Here is an 18286-nt window from a genome sequence, read left to right as displayed (position 1 = left end):
GCAGGGACAGGCAAGCGGGCAGGGGAGCGGACGCGGATACTGGCGGCGCACCACTGGAACAGGTCCCTTTGCGTGCGACGGCAATATCTTCATATCTGCGCTACGTTTGAACCGCCGGCAGGGCTGCCGGCGTTTTTTTTTTTGCTCGGGCTTTTGTGGTGTTCTCGAGGGCCTCATCGCCGGCAACGCCGGCTCCCACAGGTTCGGCGGTGCATGCGGACTTTGTGGGAGCCGGCGTTGCCGGCGATTGGGGCCTCAACCGTTGGCCCGCTTCCCCTGCGCCTGCTGCGCCACCAGCGAGCGAATCCGCGGCAGCAAGTCCTGCCCGTACTCCACCGCGTCGCGCAACTGGTCGAAACCGCGGAACAGGAAAGTCGTTATTCCAAGGTTGTAGTACTCCAGCGCTGCCTCGGCGACCTGGTCCGGGGTGCCGACCAGCGAGGTCGAGTTGCCTGCGGCGCCGGTGAGGGCGGCAATCGCAGTCCACAGGCGCTTGTCGTGCACCACCTTCTGGCTCGCCAGTTCCACCAGGCGCGAGGAGCCGACGTTGTTCCTGCCTACGTTCAGTTCGCGACGCTTGCCGGCGCGCTGCTCGTGCAGCACCTTGGCGTCCGCGAGGATCCGCTCGGCCCGTGCCCAGGCTTCCTCCTCGGTAGCCCCGAGGATCGGCCGCAGCGACAGGCTGAAGCGAATGTGCTTTTCCCGCCCGTATTTCGCCGCTGCCCGGCGCACCTTGGCGATGCGCTCGCGCACCTGTTCCAGGGGCTCGCCCCACATCATGTAGACGTCGGCATGTTTGGCCGCGACTTCCACCGCCGCGTCCGAGGCACCGGAGAAGTAGATAGGGATATGCGGTTTCTGCAGCGGCTTGACCAGGGTCAGGTTTTCCTCGACCCGGTAATGCGCGCCCTGGTGGCTGAACGGCTGGGTCGCGGTCCAGACCTGCTTGGCCACGTCCAGGTACTCTTCGGTGCGGGCGTAGCGGGCATCCTTGTCGATGAAATCACCGTCGCGTTGCAGGTCGCCGCTGTCGGCGCCGGTGATCACGTTGATCGAGGCGCGACCGCGGCTGAGCTGGTCGAGGGTGGCGAACTGGCGCGCGGCGAAGGTCGGCGCCTGGAAGCCCGGACGGTGGGCTACCAGCAGGCCGAGTTTCTCGGTGTAGGCGGCCACGTGGCTGGCGATGATCAGCGAGTCGGCAGCACTGGTATTGACCGCCAGCAGGGCCTTGTCGAAACCGCCGTATTCCTGGGCCTGGGCAAAGGCCTTGATGAAATCGAGGTCGACACCGGGGCCGCGCGGCGCCTGGGATTCGCTGCCTTCCTGGGGGCCGATCAGGCCGATGAATTCGAGACTCATGAAGCAAACTCCTTGTGTGTGGGGGCTCGGGCGGTTCAGGCGACCGCTTCCTGGGTGCGACGCAAGGTATTGCGGTTGGCCGGCACGGCCAGGCCGAAGTTGTCGCGCAGGGTCTGGCCTTCGTAGTCGCGACGCAGCAGGCCGCGGGCTTGCAGTACCGGCACCACCAGTTCGGTGAAGCGCTGCAGGCCGTCCGGCAAAAGGGAATTGATGATGAAACCGTCCGCCGCTTCGTGTTCGAACCAGTCCTGCACGGCATTGGCGACTTCCTCGGCGGTGCCGACGAAGTCGCGCTTTGGCGCGGAGAACCGCAGCGCGACCTGGCGCAGGGTCAGGCCCTCTTCGCGGGCGATGCGCTTGAGCTGGTCGGACGAGCCCTTGTGGCTCTGGCTGCCGAGGTCGCCGAGATCGGGGAAGGGCGCATCGAGGTCATGGCCGCTGAAATCGTAGTCGTTGAAGGGCCGGCCGAGGGCGACCAGGGCGTCATCGATGCTGACCAGGTCCACCGCCTGCTGATAGCGGCGCTCGGCGTCCTCGGCATCGACACCGACGATGGGGCGGATGCCCGGGAGGATGAACAGCTCTTCGGCATTGCGCCCGAAGTTGCGGGCGCGTTGCTTGAGGTCCTGGTAGTAGGCGCGGGCTTCGCTGAAACCCTCGGGGCTGACGAAGATCGCATCGGCCTGGCGCGCGGCGAAGTTGCGCCCGTCCTCGGAGGTTCCGGCCTGGAAGATCAGCGGCTGGCCCTGGCGCGAACGGGCGATGTTCAGCGGGCCCTTGACCTTGAAGAACTCGCCCTGGTGGTTCAGCGCGTGGAGTTTTTCCGGATCGAAGAACTCACCGCTTTGCTTGTCGCGGGTGAAGGCATCGTCTTCCCAGGAATCCCACAGGCCCTGGACCACCTGTACATGTTCCTTGGCGATGCGGTAGCGCTCGGCATGGGGCGGGTGCTCGGCCTTGCCGAAGTTGTCGGCGGTGCCGGACAGCCAGGAGGTGACCACGTTCCAGCCGGCGCGGCCGCCGCTGATATGGTCCAGGGAGGCCAGTTGCCGGGCAACCTGGAAGGGCTCGGTGTAGCTGACGGTAATGGTCGCCACCAGGCCGATATGCTCGGTCACGGCGGCCAGGGCCGAAAGCACGGTCAGCGGTTCGAAGCGGTTGAGGTAGTGGGGGCTGGACTTGGCGTGGATATGCAGGCTGTCGGCGATGAAGGCGAAGTCGAACCTGGCTGCTTCGGCCAGTTGCGCCTGCTGCTTGTAGTAGCCGAAGTTGACGCTGGCATCGGCCAGCGCATCGGGATGGCGCCATTCGCCCCAACCGTGGCCGACACCGTGGATCATTGCGCCGAGTTTGATCTGTCGCTTGCTCATGCTTGGCTCCTTGAGGAGAGGGGAGTTCGTGATGGCCTCCGCCTGGCATGGGGTCGGACTGTGGGATAGACCTTAAGCTGTTGCGGGCTGTGCTGTGAAAGCACATTTTCTTCTATGCTAATTATGTAAGTTGTGCATTTTAGGATTGGTTTATATCAGTGAATTGAATCTTGATCTCGGCAGGAGGCTCAAGCGGTTCGCGGACTCTGTGGGAGCGGGTTCACCCGCGATTGCGATGGTGGTGTCACTATCGCAATCGCGGGTGAACCCGCTCCCACAAGGTCCGCGTCGCTCAATCAAAAGTCATAGGTCAACCGCGTGTAGTAATAGCCCCCGGTAAAGCCATACGGCGAATAGGCCCCATATCCTTTGGTCATGGTCTTGCTGCTCGGCGCCTGCCGCTCCGGATAGATGTCGAACAGGTTCTTCGCGCCTACCGCCAGGTTCAGGTCCTTGGTCAACTGGTAGCCGACGTCGAGGTCGGTGATCCAGCGCGCCTTGTATACCCGGTCCAGCGAGCGGTCGTTGGCATCGTTGACCTCGCGGTGCGAGCCATAACGGGTCAGCCCGAGGTTCACCGTGTAGTCATCCAGCTTCCAGCTCCCGCCCAGCAGCAGCTTGGTCCTGGGCTGCACCCCGGAGATGAAGTTGCGTGCCTGGCGATCCATCAGCGCGTAGTCCTTGCCGAGGATGTTGACGCTGTCCTTGTACGAAAGGATCTCGGTGTCGTTCCAGTTCCACGCCGCCGTCCACTTCACGCTGCCGTAGCCGCCAAGGTCCTGGTCGTAGTTGCCGACCAGGTCCACACCCTTGGTCCGGGTGTTCGCACCGTTGGTGAAGTATTGGCCGCCGGAGGTCGAGTCGATGCCGTTGGCGATCAGGGTCTGGGTGACTTCCGGGCCAAGCAGGGTCCCGGTCAGGGTGATGCGGTCGCGCACGTTGATCACGTAGGCATCGGCGGTGAACGACAGCCGGTCACTTGGCTGGAAGGTCAGGCCGAGGCTGTAGTTGGTCGATCGTTCCGGCTTCAGTGCTTCGGCACCCAGGGCCTTGGCTGCCGCCGAGTCCACCGGCAGTACGCCGTAGTTGATCGACTGGTAGACCCCGTCGACCACGCCATAGGTGGTGGAGCGTGCACTGAACAGGCTGTTGGCCAGGGACGGTGCGCGGAAGCCGTTGCTCACCGTGGCCCGTACCGCCAGCTGCGGGGTGAACTCGTAGCGGGTGCTGAGCTTGCCGCTGCGGGTGGCACCGATGCCCTGATCGTAGTGCTCGTAGCGCAGGGCAGTGCCGACATACCACTGCGGCAGCGGGTTGAAGCCGACGTCCACGTAGCTGGCGACGCTGTTGCGGTGGGTCTTGTCGGTCTGGTCGGGCGAGATGCCGTTGGTTACCTGGGCCCCGGACGAGGCGCATTGCCCCGGCGCGCGGCAGTAACCGCCGTCGGCCCAGCTGGCCCAGTCGCCTTCTTCCACTTCATAACCGTCGCGGCGCTGCTCCAGGCCCCACGACAGGTCCAGCGGCTTGCTCAGGCCCACGTCGAAACCGCGGTGCAGATCGAGGTTGCTGGTCAGCTGCGTGGAGATCCAGGTGCCGGACTTGAAGTGATTGGGTGTCGCTTCACCGAGAGACGGGTTCTGGTTGTTCCACGTGCCCTGTTCGGCGTCGTTGCGCCCGTAGGTGCTGGACAGGTCCCAGTCCCACTCGCCGACCAGGCCCTTGGCGCCGAGGGCCGCCTGGAAGTCCTGCTCTTCGATGTACCAGGTTGGCGTATAGCCCGAAGGCCGGCCGTTGGGGCCGGTGGTGATGGTGTTGACGATGGTCGGCAGGCGGAAGTTCTGGCCCTGCTCGGCCTTGCGGTACGACCAGGTGCTGAAGGAGTACAGGCTCAGGTCGTCGTGGATCGGCAGTTCGGCGTTGTAGCCCAGGGTCAGCAGGTTGATCTTCGGCGTGCCGTAGCCGCCGTAGGTGACCTTGCCGGCTTTCTCGTGGGCCTCGGCGACGCTATAGCCGTTGGCGCTGGCCTTGTTGTCGTCGTTCTGGCTGCGCGCGTCCAGCGCCAGTTGCAGCACGCCGTCCTGGCCGATCTCGAAGCCCTTGTTCAGGCTTTGCTGCACGGTCTGCTTCTTGCCGTCGTAGCCCTGGCCGACGTTGGTTACCGCGGTGCCGCTGGTATCGGCCTTGAGGATCACGTTGATCACCCCGGCGATGGCGTCGGAGCCGTACTGGGCGGCGGCGCCATCGCGCAGTACCTCGACATGGTCGATGGCGCTGATGGGGATCAGGTCGAGGTCGGCCGGGGCGGCGCCAGCGTTGATCCCGCTGATGTTGAGGGTGGCGCTGGTGTGGCGGCGCTTGCCATTGACCAATACCAGCACCTGCGCCGCATTAAGCCCGCGCAGGCTTGGCGCCCGGGCCATGCCGCTGGCGTCCCAGCCGGTCTTTTCCGGGAGGGTGAAGGAAGCCACGGTGGCGCTCAGGGCCTCCATCAGGCCTGGCTTGCCGGTGTCCTGCAATTGCTTGGCGCTGATCACGTCGATCGGCGCGGGGCTGGTGGTCACGGTGCGTTTTTCGCTGCCGCGGCTACCGGTGACGATCACGGTCTCCAGGCGCGAGGCCGCGGTGTCGGTACCGGCTTCTTCGGCCTGGGCGACGGGGAAGTTAAGGCCGGCAAGCAGCGCGGCACCCAACAGCGGGGTGCGCGCCGTCGCCACCGGCCAACGGGAAAGTCGGGCAGTGTTCAAGGCGTGTTTCCTGTTCTGTTTTATGTCCGGGATCGGTCCCGGTGGCTTATGGGGCTTTGGCGGCTATGGCTTCGATTTCGACGAGGGCGCCAGGCAGCGGCAGGGCGACTACCTGCAAGGCGGTGCGGGTCGGCTTGTTCGGTTGCTCGGCGGTGGCGAAGAAGCGCGTGTAGGCGGCCTGCAGCCCGGCGAAGTCGAGGGTGCCGCCCTTGTCCGGATCGCCCACGAGGAATACTCGTAATTGCACGATGTCGCCCAGCCCCAGGCCCTGGGCCTTGAGGATGGCTTGCAGCTTGTTGAGCACCGACAGGGTCTGGGTTTCGGTATTGCCATAGGCGGCAATGCTGCCTTTCGGCGCCTTGGGGTCGGCGACGTCGGGCAGGGTGCCGCTGACGAAGGTCAGCTTCGCCGACGCCGGCACCGTGACGACCTGGGAAATGGGGAAGCTGGAACCCGGCGGGTCGATACGCTGGATGCTGTCGGCGTGGGCGGTGTTCAGCGTCAGGCTCATCAGGGCTCCGAGGGTAAGGGCGGGAATGTTTTTCATGGGACGTTCCTTGTCGTGGTTCAGGCGGCGGCGACGCCGGCATGGGTTTGCTTGGCGTGTTGTGCGATCAGGCCGACCACCCGCCGCGCCGATTCGGCGGCGCTGTTCTGCCAGATGCCGACCCCGCCATGGGCCAGGGCATCGCTGGCCAGCCAGGTGCGGCCTTGCGGCTGGTTGAGAATGTCGTAGCCGGGCTGGGCGACTTCGTCGTGGACGATCCACGGGGCTTCGCTGAAGGGGATCTTCGACCAGTTGACCACCACGCCGCGGCCGAGCTTGTGCGAGTGGCCGGGGTGCAGGGATTCCACCGCGCTGCGCGACGAGGCGAGTTGCGCATCCCAGGGCTTGGCGGCAAAGGACTCGGCGACTTCGCTGGTGTTGTAGGTGGCGACCAGCACGCCTTGCGGGCTGTTCAGGCGATCGCTCGGGTACCAGAGGAAACGCGCTTCATGGTTGATATAGGAAAGCCCGCCGTAGATCTGGAAGTCGGTCTCCCAGAAACGCGGTGATTGCCAGGCGACCTTGTTGGCCTTGTCCGGCTTGGCCAGCTCCATGGCCTGCTTGAAGGCCGGGGTGAAGTTGCTGTCGAGCCGGCGCAGCAGCGGCAGCGGCAGGGCGGCCACCGCGTAGTCGGCGTCCTCGGTGTGCTGGCGGCCCGTGAGGCGGTCGCGCCATACCACCCGGCTGCCGCTGTCCGAGGTCTGGATCGACTGCACCTCGGCGTTGAGCTGCACCGCGTCCTTGACCTGGCGATAGAGCGCCTTGGGGATCTGGTCCATGCCGCCCACGGGCTGGAACATGGTTGCCGAGAACTCCGGGATTTCGTCGAACACCAGGGGCAGCAGCAGGTTGCTGTCGAGCAGGCGCTTCAGTTCCACCGGCGTGCGTTGCACCGGCGTCTGGTCGCCGGCACCGGCGAAGCGGGTATAGCCGGAGCGCACCGAACCGCGGTACTGGCGCTCGTCGTTGAGGTCGCCATAGACCTTGAGGAAATCCAGCAGCGCCTTGCGTTCGCCGGCGTTCAGCTCCTGGTCGAGGGTATTGCGCTGCACGCTGCGCGCCAGCAGTTCGCTGAGATGACCGCGGGTGTCGTTGACCGCCTGGCGCAGCAGCAGGGGTGGCTGCGCCAGGTCCGGCTGGGCGAGGGCGTTGCGGCTGCTGTTGACCAGCACTTCCAGGGGCACGCCGAGTTCGCGGCAGTAGCCGAGGATGGTCAGGTGGTGGCTGGGCAGGCGCGCGGCGCCGGCGTTGAAGAACAGGCCGTCGTCGAAGGCCACGGTCTGCTTGCTGCCGTCGTTGTGTTCGACCTGGTCGCCGTTGCGCAGGGTCCAGACGCGCCCGCCGATGCGGTTGCGTGCCTCCAGCACCTTCACTTCGAAACCGGCCTTGCGCAACTCGTAGGCCGAAACCAGGCCGCTGATGCCGCCGCCCACGATCAGCACGCGCTTGCCGTTGCCGGTGCGGCTGGCCAGGTTCAGGGGTTCGAAACTTGCCGCCCGGGCGCTGCCGGGCAGACCAAGGGCGGACAGGCCGCCCAATGCCGCCGAATAGCCGCCGATGGCGGCCAGGCGGGTTACCAGATCTCTACGGGTGAGCCCCATATCGCGTTCTCCATAAGGTTGCCGCATGGGCAACCGCGAGCTTGGGATAGCGGTTCCGCAGACAACCGGAGGGCGACCCGAAAACGGGGAGGAGGGACGACCCTCTGGCGGCGGCGGAAATCCATTTGCCTCCACCAGGTCGGGGTCGGTAAAGCGAACATAAGCGTCTGAAACGGGCTTGTGAAAGGCTTTTTGGTTCTAAGTTAATTATCAGAAAAAGACATAATCACAATTTTCAAAATGCAATCAGGCTATTTTGTGCGTGTCCAGGCGCTGGGCCGATACCGCGCCGAACAACTCCACCGGCTCCTGCAGATTGCCCAGGTAGCGCGGATGGAACAGCCAGAGATCGACCTGGGGCTTGAAATCGGTGACGTTCAGCACTTCCAGCTGGTCGCGATGCCGGCTGGCCGCGAGCAGGGGTTCCGGTACCAGGCCCAGGCCCTGGCCATTGGCGACCAGGCCCAGCTGCAGCTCGGTGCCGAAGGTTTCCAGGTTGATCTGCAGGGACAGCCCCTGTTCGCTCAGTGCCCGTTGCAGGCCGGCGCGGAAACCGCAGCCATCGGGGTTGAGCACCCAGCCGCGCAGGTAGCAGTCCTTGAGCTTGTAGCTTTTCTTGCCGGCGGTGCCCTTGGCCGCCACGACCCTCAATTGCATGCGCCCGATGGAGCGGCTGGCGATGCCTTCGGGGAAGATCTTGCCGGTAGGGAACAGGGCCGCGGCGGCGTCGAGGTCACCGTTTTCCATGCGCGAGATCAACGAGCTGCCCCAGCCGCTGACCACCTGGGTACGCAGGTCCGGGTAGGCTTCGCGAATCTTCGCCAGGGCGTCGAGCAGGACCACGTCGCCGATGGTCTGCGGCACGCCGAGGCGCAGGGTGCCGCTGGGGGCACCGTCGCTGGCGACCAGCTCGCGCAGGGTATCGATCTCGCGCAGGATCGCCTTGCACTGTTCGTACACACGCCAGCCCATGGGCGTCGGCTTGAGTGGCTTGGTATTGCGATCGAGCAGGTTGGCGCCCAGGTCTTCCTCGAAATTCTGTACCCGCCGGGTGATTGCCGGTTGGGTCAACTGCAAGGCCTCGGCGGCCAGGTTGGTCGACTGGCAGCGGATGACCGCGACGAAAGCGTCCATGTCATCGATCTTCATATTCGCTTCTCACATAGTCTGTGGCGGGGAAATGTTCGAAGAGAATAATCCTTCTTGGCGGCTTTTGCAGGGGGCAGATAGTCGGAAGCACCGCGTACCCTGTGGGAGCGGGTTCACCCGCGATTGCTACAGTGACTTCACTACAGCAATCGCGGGTGAACCCGCTCCCACAGGGTCCCTGCAAATCAGAGAGTTATGTTTTGCTCTGTGGGAGCCGTTCTTTACCAGAACTTCCACCAGGCCCCCTTGCCCAGATGCTCGATCATCTTCAACTGCTCGCCCAGCACCGCGATCACCTGCTCGTCCCGCGGCTGTTGCACCTGGTAGATCCCCAGCGATTCGCTGAATGCCTTGTGCGCCGCCGCCAGGTTGTCCTGCTGCAGATGAGCCAGCCCCAGCGAGGCCAGGCAGGCGCTGACCGGCTCCAGGTCGTCGGGGGTGTCTTCGCGATAGACCTGCACCGCCCGTTCCAGCATGCGCGCCGCTTCGCCGATGCGGCCCTGCTTGAGGTAGCAATTGCCAAGGGTCTGCAGGCTTTGCCCGACCAGCCGGTGGCTGCTGGAGAACAGCTGTTCCCGGGTGCTCAGCACCTCCAGGTACAGCGCCTCCGCTTCGGCGTGGCGTTGCTGCTCCCAGCGCAGGCCGGCTAGGCCGTCGCGAAGCGTGGCGAGAAGGGCGGGATCGAAGCCGTCGACGCTTTCGGCGAGGTCGAGTGCCTCGATGAAGCATTGCTCCGCCTTGTCCAGGTAACCGTGGGCTTTGTAATGCCCGGCCTGGTCGTTGAGAGCCATGACACGAGCGTTATCGAGGGCGGTGCTGAGCATGGGACGTCCCTTGAGGAAGCCTGGCGGCGGCCGTTATTTTTGTAGGAATGTGCGGATTTAATGGGAGGATTCTGGCGTGGGTCAAGCAAATCCCGGCTTTTTTTGTGGCTTATTGACCTACGTTCGGTAGAAATCCCGAACGGCACCACTGCGGCATTCGTGCTGATCTGGCTAAAGGCCACTGCTCGCGGTAGTGTGTCGGCACATTTTTCGACTTCCCGGGACGACCATGCGCATATGGCTTGCCGACGGCGTGGAACAGATCGGCCTGTGCGAACAGGCCGAGTTCCCGGCCATTGCCCGTGACGGTGGCAACCTGTCCTGGCAGCGGCGCGTCGACCTCGGGGATGCCTGGCAGGCCGAGGCCTTCGTGCAGTTTCACTTGCGCGACCGGCTGTTCGAACTGCGCGCGATGCTGGCCCGGCAGACCTTGCTGATTCACCGCCTCAGCGACGAACAGGTACTGCATCAGGTCGCCAACGAATTGCAGTTCGGCAACCTGCGCGCTGATCGTTACGCCTGGCGTGCGCAGGTCATTACCCATGCTGCCGAAGCGGTTACCGTGGTCGCTGCCCCGGCGCCGCCAGCACCGCAGCCGGAACGGGTGGAAGCGGTGGTGCCCGTGGCGGTGGCCAAGGAGGCGCCTGTAACCTCGCCGGCGCAGGCCGAGGCCCAGGACACCCTCGCCGCGATGCTCGAGCAGGCCGCACAGGAGGCGGCGCCGTTCTGCGAGGCGTGCGAACTGGCCAAGGCACAACCGGCTGCCGCCCTGGCAGCCGTCGAGCCGACAGCGGCCGAGCAGGTCCAGGATGCCCAGGCACAGGTGCTGGAGCAGGCGGCACAGCAGGCCATGCCTTTTTGCGAGATCTGCGAGCAGGCCAAAGCCCAGGCGCCCGCCGTGGCGGATCCTGTCCAGCAACCTATCGAAGCGGTACAAGACGCCCAGGCGGCCGTCCTGGAGCAGGCGGCCGAACGAGGCACGCCATTCTGTGAAATCTGCGAGGGCAAGCGATGACCGAGAACCTGTCCGGGCTTTCTGCGCTGGAGCGCCTGCCCGACCTGCTCTGGCCTGGGGGCGACGCCGACGACCAGCAGGTCTACGCCTTGCTCGATGGTGCCCGGGATCCGGCGATCCTGCCGTGGCTGGAGCGCAGCGGACTGGCGTGCGATTGCCTGTATTCAGGCGAGTTGATTCCGCGCCTCAAGGCCGCGGCGCCGTGGCTGGTCAGGCTGCCGGCGCGGGCTCCGGCCAGCCTGGCCCTGCTGGACCTGGGCTGGGGCAATGCCTGGGGCATCCTGCTGGTGGCGCCGGCGGACCTGTCGATGGACCGCCTGCGCCGCCACTGCAAGAAATTCCTGCGGGTGCGTACCGAAGACAGGCGTGTCCTGAATTTCCGTTTCTACGATCCCCGGGTGCTGTCGGTGTTTCTTCCCACTTGCGATGCCTTGCAATACCGGGCGCTGCTCGGGCCCATGCGGCGGCTGGTGGTCGAGCTTGACGAGGGCACGAGCTGGCGGGTTTTCGAGCAAGGAGGGGAGAGCAGTGATGCTGCTGATCAATAACCTGCAGACGCAGCAGTTGGCCCAGGCCACCGACGAGGTATTCCTCAAGACCGTCGCTGCGCGTGTCAGCGTACACTGGCCGCAGCGTTGCGAGCGCCTCGGCCCGCAGGCGCTGCTGACGCGCTTGCGCAGCGTTGGTCAGGTGGCGCTCGGCTATGGGATCGTGGAGCGGCCGGATGTACTGCGTCTGGCCAACATGGCCATGGCCCTGGACGATGACTTGAGTCGGGCGGACTTGGACTGGGTCCATCTGCGGCTCGGCGACACCCGCCTGCGTCCGGCCGATCGCCTCGATTTGCTCGATGGCGAGGTGCGCGAATGGTTGCTGGAGCGGAGGGCGCGGGCATGATGTTGCAACCACAGTCGTTCGCCGTGGTCCCGCCGACGGAGGTGCCCGTCGATGACGACCCCGTGGCCAGCTATTGGTCTTGCTGTAGATGCACAGGGTGTCGGCGACGGCCCAGTCGGCACCGCCGGTAGCCCGCGACTGGAGCATGCCGAGGATCTGCGTGCCGCCGGTGGGGCCGCCGCCCGTGGCGATCGCGCCGACCTTGGCCTTCTTGGTCACCGGTTCGATGATCACGAAGATGTCGCAGGCGGCGGCTCCGGTGGCCGGATGCACCACTTCCAGCATGCGCTCGGTACTGTCGGCCCGGCTCAGTACGCCGTTCTTGCCGGCGGCGAAGTTGAAGATATTCCAGCTGATGATGCGCACTGCGGGCATCAGGGTTCCTCCGAGGGGTCGAGCAACTGGAAGTCTCCGTCATTGCTGGCGATGACCTGGCCGCGGCCGCTGATCAGGTTGAAGCGCAGGGTGAACTGGTCGACGGCGGGCAGGGTGTCGGCCGGGATATCAATCTTGAGGCCTGCGGCAAAGCGGGGGATATCCGTGTCGCGTGCCGGGCGCAGGTTCAGGATGGGTTTGTCCTCCCGCGGTTCGAAAAAGCCTTCGCAGGGGATGTCGCCGGCCATTATCCGGATATGGGACTCATGGCTGATGCGCCGCTGCCCGCTATCGAACGGCTGGCCTACGGCAACGCGGAACAGCGAGCGGTGCCAGGTGAAGTCGTCGGATGGCTTGTTGACCGTCGGCGTGCCGCGAAAGACCAGGGCGGCGTCGGTGGTCTTGAGGCTGGTCAGGGCGATGCCGAACTGCAGGTGAAGGAACTGGGCCTCGGCCAGCGACCCATAGATCGCCGATGTGATATCGCCACTGCGCCACGCTGCACCGCCGAGCCAGGCATCGTAGCGTTCCAGTTTCTGCAAGGGCGGGTAGGTCGCCGGCGAGTCGAGGAAAAAGTCCTCCTCGGCCCCGGCCAGCTCGGCGTTTTGTGGTGAGTCGGTTTCATGCACGTCTGCTGGATCGTAATCGAGACTGGCGCTGAGCTGCAGGTTCCAGCGCAGGATGCAGTTATCGCTGGCCAGTTCCGTGCGGTAACGTTGCCCACCGAGACCGCGACCCTCCAGGTAGCAGCGGCTGTCCCAGACCAGGGTGCCGCCGTCATCGAGTTGGCGGGTCTTGATCAACAGGGTGCAATTGCGCAGTTCCAGATCGGTGAAGCTCAAGTCGAAGGGCGTCGAACGCCAGGCGTTGGCGTTCATCTGGTTGCCGATCAGCACCAGGGGCGTGCGTTTGCGCACCGCCCGTTGCAGGTTGGGGCCGAACCTGAAACCCACGTAATAGTGCGCGCCCGCCAGTACGGGAATGGTGGTCGCCGAGCCCGCGACAACCACCGACGACTCGATGAATATCGGCTCGCCAAAACTCAGGCTGTTCAGGCCGTTGTCCAGGGTCAGGGCGTTCGGGTGTTCATAGATGCCGTGCAGGGAAGGATGGTTCGTGATGTCTTTAACGACGATGCCGCACCAGGACTGCAGTCTCCAGGCCACCGTGGCGCGCTCGAACCACACGGCAGCGGACAGGGGGGAGCCATCCTCCAGGGTACCCTTGATGAATAGCGTGTTGTCGGCGACCGAGGCCAGCTCGCGCCTGACCACCATCGAGGCGTTCAGGCCGCTGGATTTCACCCGGGCCTTCACGCGCTTGACCACGTTCTTGCTGTTCATCCGCGGGATCAGCGGGTTCAGTTGTTCCTCGCCGACAAAGCCGCGGCTGGACAGGCCCAGGCGAACGCTTCTCCAGTGCTGTTCCAGCGTCCTGGTGTCGAGCCTGGGCAGCTTGGAGGTGTAGCTGCTTTCCTTGGTATTGCTGAAGTGGACGTCTCCCGGTTCACACTTCCAGGGGCTGGAGCTTCGCCACATCAGTGGCGAGCGCTCCAGTTCCGGGAGCAGGCCTTTCTTGCCGCTCTTGTGCGCCCCCCAGGCCTTGTCGTACCAGTCATCGACGATCGCACGCAGGGTTGGCATCAGAACCTCGCAGGCAGTCTGGGTGGTTTCGACAAGGGCATGGCAGTGCTCCGGAGTGATGCGGCATCCTGCCACTATTCACGGTCGGCTGGGTAGAGGGATGTTCGACAACCTCGTTATCCTCAGGGCAGGCACCGGCCTGCCAGGCCCTCGACCCACTGCCGCTGGAACGCTGCCACGGTCTCGACCGGCTGCTGCAACTGCACGAATTCCAGCATCGGATCGTCCACCCCGGTCCGCACGCCCGCCAGCTCCTCGATCGTCGCCAGCCCGCAGAACGGCACATAGGCCTCCGAGTAACCGCCCTCATGCACCAGCACCAGCCGCCCCCGGCACAGGCGCTCGGCGGCTTCGCGCACCCGCCGGGTCATCTCGCGGAACGAGTCGCTGTGCAGCAGCATCCGTGCCAGCGGGTCCACGGCGTTGGCGTCGTAGCCGCAGGCGACGATGATCAGTTCCGGTTCGAAACGCTCCAGGGCCGGCACCACGATGCGCTCCATCGCGTGGATATAGGCCGCATGTCCGCTGCCCGGCGGCAGGGGAATGTTGATATTCGCGCCCAGCCCGGCGCCGCGCCCGCGCTCGTCCTCGCCGCTGTAGCCGGCCGGGAAGCAGCCGTCCTGGTGCAGAGAAATGCTCAGCACGTCACCGCGTTCCTCGAAGATCGACTGGGTGCCGTTGCCGTGGTGCACGTCCCAGTCGATCACTGCGACCTTGCCCAGCCCGCGCCTGGCCTTGGCCACTTCGATGGCCACGGCGATATTGGCCAGGAAGCAGAAGCCCATGGCGCCGTCGGCCAGGCAGTGATGACCCGGCGGGCGCGACAGGGAATAGGCGTTGTCCACCTCGCCAGCCAGCACCGCGTCCACCGCCGCCACTGCCAGGCCGGCGGACAGCCTGGCGATCTCGTAGCTGCCCGGCCCGATTGGCGCGTGCGGGCCCAGCTCGCCGCCACCGGCATCGCTGAGGGCCTTGAAGCGTTGCAGGTAATCAGGCGTGTGGACGCGCAGCAGATCCTCCTCGCTGGCAGGCGCCGCACCGCGCACCTGCAACCGGCGGGTCAGGCCGGAGACATCCAGCAGGCTTTTCAGGCGGCGCTTGGTTTCCGGTGACTCGGCATGTCCGGCGGCGGCCGGAGGCTGCACCCAGCCGCCTACCGGCAAGGTCAGGGCATGCAGGCCGGCGCTGTGCCAGAGGCTCAGTTCGTCGAAGAAAAAGGCAGTGTTTCGGCTCATGATGATTCCGTTTTTTTTCCAGGTGAAAGGAGGGCTCAGGCGCCGCGACGGCAACCGAGGATCAGCAGCAGCGAGGTGAAGGTCAGGACGGCGGCGCCGATCAGCAGCGGCTGGTAGCTGCCGCTGCTTTCGATCAGGCGGCCGGCGATGGCCGGGCCGATTGCCAGGCCGGCGCCGATCACCAGGTTGGACGCGTTCATCAGGCGTCCGGAGCGGTCGAGGTCGGCCAGGCAGGCGAGCACCAGCGGCAAGATGAAGGTCCAGGTGAACTTGAACACCAGCGCCGCCAGCGCCAGCCGCGCCAGGGCCGGTTGGCCGAGGAGCAGCAGCACCGAACCGACCATCAGCCCGTAGCCCGCCAGCAACAGCAGGCCACGCGGCAGGCGTTCGCCGATCAGCGAGGCGCAACCGGCACCGACGATGCCCATCAGGGTGGCGATGGCCAGCACTTCGCCGCTGATTTCGGCGGCGATCCCGGCGGCGGCGCTGATCGCGCCGATGAAGGTCCACACGCCGCTGAGGCTGATGTAGAAGGCCAGGATGCCGAGGATCCCCAGGACGATCTTGCCTTTGTTCGCCGAGGGCGCTGTGTCGGCGCCCGTCGGTGCGGCTGGCGCTCCTTGCGGGAAGCAACGCGCCAGGGGCAGGAACAGCGCCATCAGTATCGCCAGCGACAGGTAGCAGGCGGCCAGCCCGTAGTGTTCGAACAGGCGCGGCAGCACGCTCAGGCCGATCGCCCCGACCACCAGCTGACCCATGACCCACAGGCCGTAGACCCGGCTCGGATTGCTGGTGGAGGCGGCGCTGGACAGGCACACGATCATCAGCGAGCCGCCGGCCAGGGCGCTGCAGAAGCGCAGGGCCAGCAGCGTGGAGTAATCCGTGGCGTAGATCGACAGCAGGTTGGCGGCGATGAAGGCGAGGCCCGCGAGCAGGGCGACCCGTCGCCAATCGGCGTGCTTGAGCCACCAGAAGGCGGGCAGGGTGGCCAGGCTCATGGCGCCCAGTTCGGCGGAAAACAGATCGCCGATCCGTGACGGGCTCAGGCTCCACTGCGTGGCCAGTTGCGCGGCCACCGCCGGCGCGGTCATGAGGATGGTCGGGGTGATCGCGGCGAACAGCACGATGGCCGCCAGCAGGGCCAGGTGCGACGAAGCGGTTGCGGATCCAGCGGACAGGGGCTTGCTGCTCATGGGCATCTCCGCGTCAGAACACATGGACCAGGCGCAGCAAGGCGTCGGTACCGTGGTAGCCGTTGTCGGTGGCGACGTTCTGCGACAGGCTGAACATCACCTGGTTTTGCCGGTCCAGCCAGTGGCCGAGCTCGAAGCCCACCTGGGTGTAGCGCTTGTGGGTGTCGTCGATGCGCTGGCCGTCGATCTTCAGTTCGCCGCCGTCGGCATGGATCAGGCGCAGCGCGCCGTAGGTGGCGGGAGTGAAGTCGTAGGAGGCGAAGGCTTGCAGGCGATAGAGCGGGTCCTGCTTGAGGTCGCTGCCGAAGTAGTCGTCGTTTTTGCCGTAGAGCTGGGCTTCGAGGTTGGCTTCCAGCACCCACTTCTCGCCGATGCCCCGGGTGTCGTTGTAAACGAAGGTGGTGCCCCAGCGGTTGGCACCGGGCGAGACGTCCGGATTTTGCCCGTGGTACTCGCCGACCGGCAGGGTGACCAGGGTCAGCAGGCCGCTGTAGGTGCGGCTGGCCGGGTCGTTGATGAAAAACAGCGTGCCGCCCACCTGCGGGTCGCCGAAGCCGCTTTCCCCGGTATGCCGGCTCGCGCCGGGCAGGCGTGCATCGATGTCGGCGAAGGGCACGATGAACTGCGGGGTACACAGGGTGCCGCAAAGGTCGCTGAAGAACACCTGGCGGTAGGCCACGGCATTGACCTTCAGCTCGGCCTTGCCGGTGCTATCGGCCGGGCCGTGGAAGTCGCCGGCACGGGTGGCCGGCAGGTACAGCACGCCGAGGCTGGTGCCGGAAGGCGCGCCGAAAAAATCCCGGGCGTTGAGGTCGGCGGCCTGGGCGTGCAGGCTCGACAGGGCACCGGCCAGGGCCAGCGTGCGGATCAGGGAATGGGTCATGGTCGTGGTGTCTCTTCTTCTATGGTTGGCAAATCGCAGGCAAAGCCGGGCCGTCACCGGCGCTAGGCGTCGGCGTGCGGTCAGGGTCGATCAGCGTCCGGGGTCAGTCGGGCGGGGTATGCAGCAACTGGGCGATGCGGGTCTTATCGTTGACCCCGAGCTTGTGATAGATGGCGCGGATATGGTGGCGCACGGTGTTGGGTGCCATGCCCAGGTCGCGGGCGATTTCCTTGTAGGTCTTGCCCTCGCCGAAGCCCATGGCGACATCCTGTTCCCGCGGGCTCAACTGGGCCAGGGCACCGCGGGGGCGGGCGGCGAGGAGAAACAGGTCGCCTACCGCCGAGGCTTCGATCTGCAGGTGCTTGCCCTCATGCCCGCGGCCGTCCACGGCCATCGGCAGCAGCGGGCCGCTCCACTGCGGCCACTCGCCCAGCAGCAGATCGACGAATCCACGCTCGGCACACTGCAGGGTGCCGCGCTGGTCGCACACCGCCAGCGCCAGGTTGCGCGACGGGCTGAGGGACTCGCGCTTGGTCACCAGGGTGCGGATCTGGTTGGCCGACACCGCTGCGACCAGGTGCAGCATGGCGTTATCGAGGATCAGCCGGTCCTGTTCGGTGAAGCGCGGCGCGCCCGGGGCACGGTACAGGGCCAGGTGGTCGCTCAACAGGGTGCGCGGATCGACATGCACCACGCACAGCAGCTCGCCGATGCCGTAGGCCTGTCCCAGCCAGTTGAGGCCGGGGCCGTTGTCGGGGTCGCGCATGTCGATGATCACCGACTGCCCGGGATGGGCGTGGACCCGGCCGACCGTGACGTCGATATGGCGGATGGACTGCCAGTCCGGGAGGTAGCTGGCGGGCAGCCCATGCAGGTAGGAGCTGTGTTCTTCCGGCAAGCCGTCGATCAATGCGGCGCGGCCCCACCATGCGCTGGCGAAGGGCAGCACCTGGCCGATGCAGTCCAGGGCCGGGCGGTGGAAGTTCGCGAGGTCCTGGTTCTGCGCCAGGCGCTGGAGCTCCAGGCTCATGTTGCTGAACGCCTGCAACAGGCGGGCGGGACTGTATTCGTGCCGGGACATGGGGCAACTACCTCTGTGCGACTGTTGTTATTGGTTTCGTCAGGGGTCTTGGGGTGGCCGGAGGGGGCAGGGCCTGGATCGAGTTTCGCGGTAAAGGGTGGTGGATCACTATCCTACAGATGCAGGAGGGTGGGGGCTTGTCGCTGCATGCCGTGCTTTTGTGGGGGCGTGTCGCAAGGTCATGCGATAACTTCCCGACCCCGCCACCCACTTGATGGTTTCCCCTAGCACCCCGGCAAGCCTTATCGGGAAAGCCCCTACGCCACTAAAGGTTGTGTCCTGGAAGACGATTCATTGAGTCAAATGCGCTTTCGGTGGTCATACGACTGACTCCGGACATGCCTGACCCATTCGTATCTGGAATTCGTCC

The 18286-nt window shown here is 65.5% G+C and carries 15 protein-coding genes; 3 read left to right on the top strand and 12 right to left on the bottom strand.

Annotation, left to right across the window (positions count from 1 at the left end; all coding sequences use genetic code 11):
* Positions 1–255: 255 nt before the first annotated feature.
* The 7 genes from ACPFMA_RS16935 to ACPFMA_RS16905 form a co-directional block, all read right to left on the bottom strand.
* On the bottom strand, positions 256–1359 hold the full coding sequence (locus ACPFMA_RS16935) for an LLM class flavin-dependent oxidoreductase (protein ID WP_064304064.1): 1104 nt from the start codon (positions 1357–1359) through the stop codon (positions 256–258).
* Between the two features lie 35 nt (positions 1360–1394).
* Positions 1395–2729 carry an LLM class flavin-dependent oxidoreductase gene (locus ACPFMA_RS16930; RefSeq protein WP_009407298.1) on the bottom strand — a complete coding sequence of 445 codons (1335 nt, stop codon included), beginning with the start codon at positions 2727–2729 and terminating at the stop codon, positions 1395–1397.
* 296 nt (positions 2730–3025) lie between these two features.
* Positions 3026–5473, bottom strand: coding sequence for a TonB-dependent receptor plug domain-containing protein (locus ACPFMA_RS16925; RefSeq protein WP_425928274.1), 2448 nt, complete (start codon positions 5471–5473; stop codon positions 3026–3028).
* Between the two features lie 46 nt (positions 5474–5519).
* Complete coding sequence (locus ACPFMA_RS16920) at positions 5520–6020, bottom strand: RidA family protein (protein WP_420058824.1); 501 nt, start codon at positions 6018–6020, stop codon at positions 5520–5522.
* A 20-nt stretch (positions 6021–6040) separates the two neighbouring features.
* Positions 6041–7621, bottom strand: coding sequence for a flavin monoamine oxidase family protein (locus ACPFMA_RS16915; RefSeq protein WP_064304067.1), 1581 nt, complete (start codon positions 7619–7621; stop codon positions 6041–6043).
* Positions 7622–7867: 246 nt separating this feature from the next.
* Positions 7868–8770: a LysR family transcriptional regulator gene (locus ACPFMA_RS16910; RefSeq protein WP_064304068.1), complete on the bottom strand. Its 903-nt coding sequence runs from the start codon at positions 8768–8770 to the stop codon at positions 7868–7870.
* Between the two features lie 221 nt (positions 8771–8991).
* Positions 8992–9594, bottom strand: a complete 603-nt coding sequence (locus ACPFMA_RS16905; RefSeq protein ID WP_064304069.1) for a tetratricopeptide repeat protein — start codon at positions 9592–9594, stop codon at positions 8992–8994.
* Positions 9595–9823: 229 nt separating this feature from the next.
* On the opposite strand from ACPFMA_RS16905, the gene ACPFMA_RS16900 reads away from it, so the two are divergent.
* Genes ACPFMA_RS16900 through ACPFMA_RS16890 form a run of 3 tightly spaced genes read left to right on the top strand, consistent with a single transcriptional unit; the run spans position 9824 to position 11506 of the window.
* Positions 9824–10609 (top strand): hypothetical protein, encoded by a 786-nt coding sequence (locus ACPFMA_RS16900; protein WP_425928273.1) that lies wholly within the window; start codon positions 9824–9826, stop codon positions 10607–10609.
* On the top strand, positions 10606–11157 hold the full coding sequence (locus ACPFMA_RS16895) for a DUF4123 domain-containing protein (RefSeq protein WP_425928272.1): 552 nt from the start codon (positions 10606–10608) through the stop codon (positions 11155–11157). Before ACPFMA_RS16900 ends, ACPFMA_RS16895 begins: the two co-directional genes overlap by 4 nt.
* Positions 11141–11506: a hypothetical protein gene (locus ACPFMA_RS16890; RefSeq protein ID WP_425928271.1), complete on the top strand. Its 366-nt coding sequence runs from the start codon at positions 11141–11143 to the stop codon at positions 11504–11506. The genes ACPFMA_RS16895 and ACPFMA_RS16890 overlap by 17 nt, the downstream gene beginning before the upstream one ends.
* Positions 11507–11880: 374 nt before the next feature.
* Here ACPFMA_RS16890 and ACPFMA_RS16885 read toward each other — a convergent pair whose 3' ends face one another.
* The 5 genes from ACPFMA_RS16885 to ACPFMA_RS16865 all read right to left on the bottom strand — a co-directional run bounded on the left by ACPFMA_RS16885 (position 11881) and on the right by ACPFMA_RS16865 (position 17916).
* Entirely contained in the window at positions 11881–13524 is a 1644-nt protein-coding gene (locus tag ACPFMA_RS16885; RefSeq protein ID WP_425928270.1) for a hypothetical protein, read from the bottom strand.
* 122 nt (positions 13525–13646) lie between these two features.
* On the bottom strand, positions 13647–14759 hold the full coding sequence (locus ACPFMA_RS16880; protein WP_425928269.1) for a class II histone deacetylase: 1113 nt from the start codon (positions 14757–14759) through the stop codon (positions 13647–13649).
* Between the two features lie 35 nt (positions 14760–14794).
* Positions 14795–15958: an MFS transporter gene (locus ACPFMA_RS16875; RefSeq protein ID WP_064304076.1), complete on the bottom strand. Its 1164-nt coding sequence runs from the start codon at positions 15956–15958 to the stop codon at positions 14795–14797.
* 7 nt (positions 15959–15965) lie between these two features.
* On the bottom strand, positions 15966–16835 hold the full coding sequence (locus ACPFMA_RS16870; RefSeq protein ID WP_425928268.1) for a transporter: 870 nt from the start codon (positions 16833–16835) through the stop codon (positions 15966–15968).
* Between the two features lie 103 nt (positions 16836–16938).
* A complete protein-coding gene (locus tag ACPFMA_RS16865; protein ID WP_420058832.1) occupies positions 16939–17916 on the bottom strand; it encodes a helix-turn-helix transcriptional regulator in 978 nt (325 codons plus the stop codon).
* Between the last annotated feature and the right edge of the window lie 370 nt (positions 17917–18286).

Origin of the sequence: Pseudomonas sp. NyZ201 (genome assembly GCF_049860765.1) — a bacterium.
Taxonomy (GTDB): domain Bacteria; phylum Pseudomonadota; class Gammaproteobacteria; order Pseudomonadales; family Pseudomonadaceae; genus Aquipseudomonas; species Aquipseudomonas bharatica.
The sequence above is the reverse complement of the archived record's forward strand: the minus strand, read 5'-3'. Positions and strand labels throughout refer to the sequence as shown.

Bases quoted from the DNA above. Each gene is read 5' to 3' on its own strand.
- ACPFMA_RS16935 (WP_064304064.1), bottom strand. From the start codon at position 1,359: ATGAGTCTCGAATTCATCGGCCTGATCGGCCCCCAGGAAGGCAGCGAA.
- ACPFMA_RS16930 (WP_009407298.1), bottom strand. From the start codon at position 2,729: ATGAGCAAGCGACAGATCAAACTCGGCGCAATGATCCACGGTGTCGGC.
- ACPFMA_RS16920 (WP_420058824.1), bottom strand. From the start codon at position 6,020: ATGAAAAACATTCCCGCCCTTACCCTCGGAGCCCTGATGAGCCTGACG.
- ACPFMA_RS16915 (WP_064304067.1), bottom strand. From the start codon at position 7,621: ATGGGGCTCACCCGTAGAGATCTGGTAACCCGCCTGGCCGCCATCGGC.
- ACPFMA_RS16910 (WP_064304068.1), bottom strand. From the start codon at position 8,770: ATGAAGATCGATGACATGGACGCTTTCGTCGCGGTCATCCGCTGCCAG.
- ACPFMA_RS16905 (WP_064304069.1), bottom strand. From the start codon at position 9,594: ATGCTCAGCACCGCCCTCGATAACGCTCGTGTCATGGCTCTCAACGAC.
- ACPFMA_RS16900 (WP_425928273.1), top strand. From the start codon at position 9,824: ATGCGCATATGGCTTGCCGACGGCGTGGAACAGATCGGCCTGTGCGAA.
- ACPFMA_RS16895 (WP_425928272.1), top strand. From the start codon at position 10,606: ATGACCGAGAACCTGTCCGGGCTTTCTGCGCTGGAGCGCCTGCCCGAC.
- ACPFMA_RS16890 (WP_425928271.1), top strand. From the start codon at position 11,141: ATGCTGCTGATCAATAACCTGCAGACGCAGCAGTTGGCCCAGGCCACC.
- ACPFMA_RS16885 (WP_425928270.1), bottom strand. From the start codon at position 13,524: ATGCCAACCCTGCGTGCGATCGTCGATGACTGGTACGACAAGGCCTGG.
- ACPFMA_RS16880 (WP_425928269.1), bottom strand. From the start codon at position 14,759: ATGAGCCGAAACACTGCCTTTTTCTTCGACGAACTGAGCCTCTGGCAC.
- ACPFMA_RS16875 (WP_064304076.1), bottom strand. From the start codon at position 15,958: ATGCCCATGAGCAGCAAGCCCCTGTCCGCTGGATCCGCAACCGCTTCG.
- ACPFMA_RS16870 (WP_425928268.1), bottom strand. From the start codon at position 16,835: ATGACCCATTCCCTGATCCGCACGCTGGCCCTGGCCGGTGCCCTGTCG.
- ACPFMA_RS16865 (WP_420058832.1), bottom strand. From the start codon at position 17,916: ATGTCCCGGCACGAATACAGTCCCGCCCGCCTGTTGCAGGCGTTCAGC.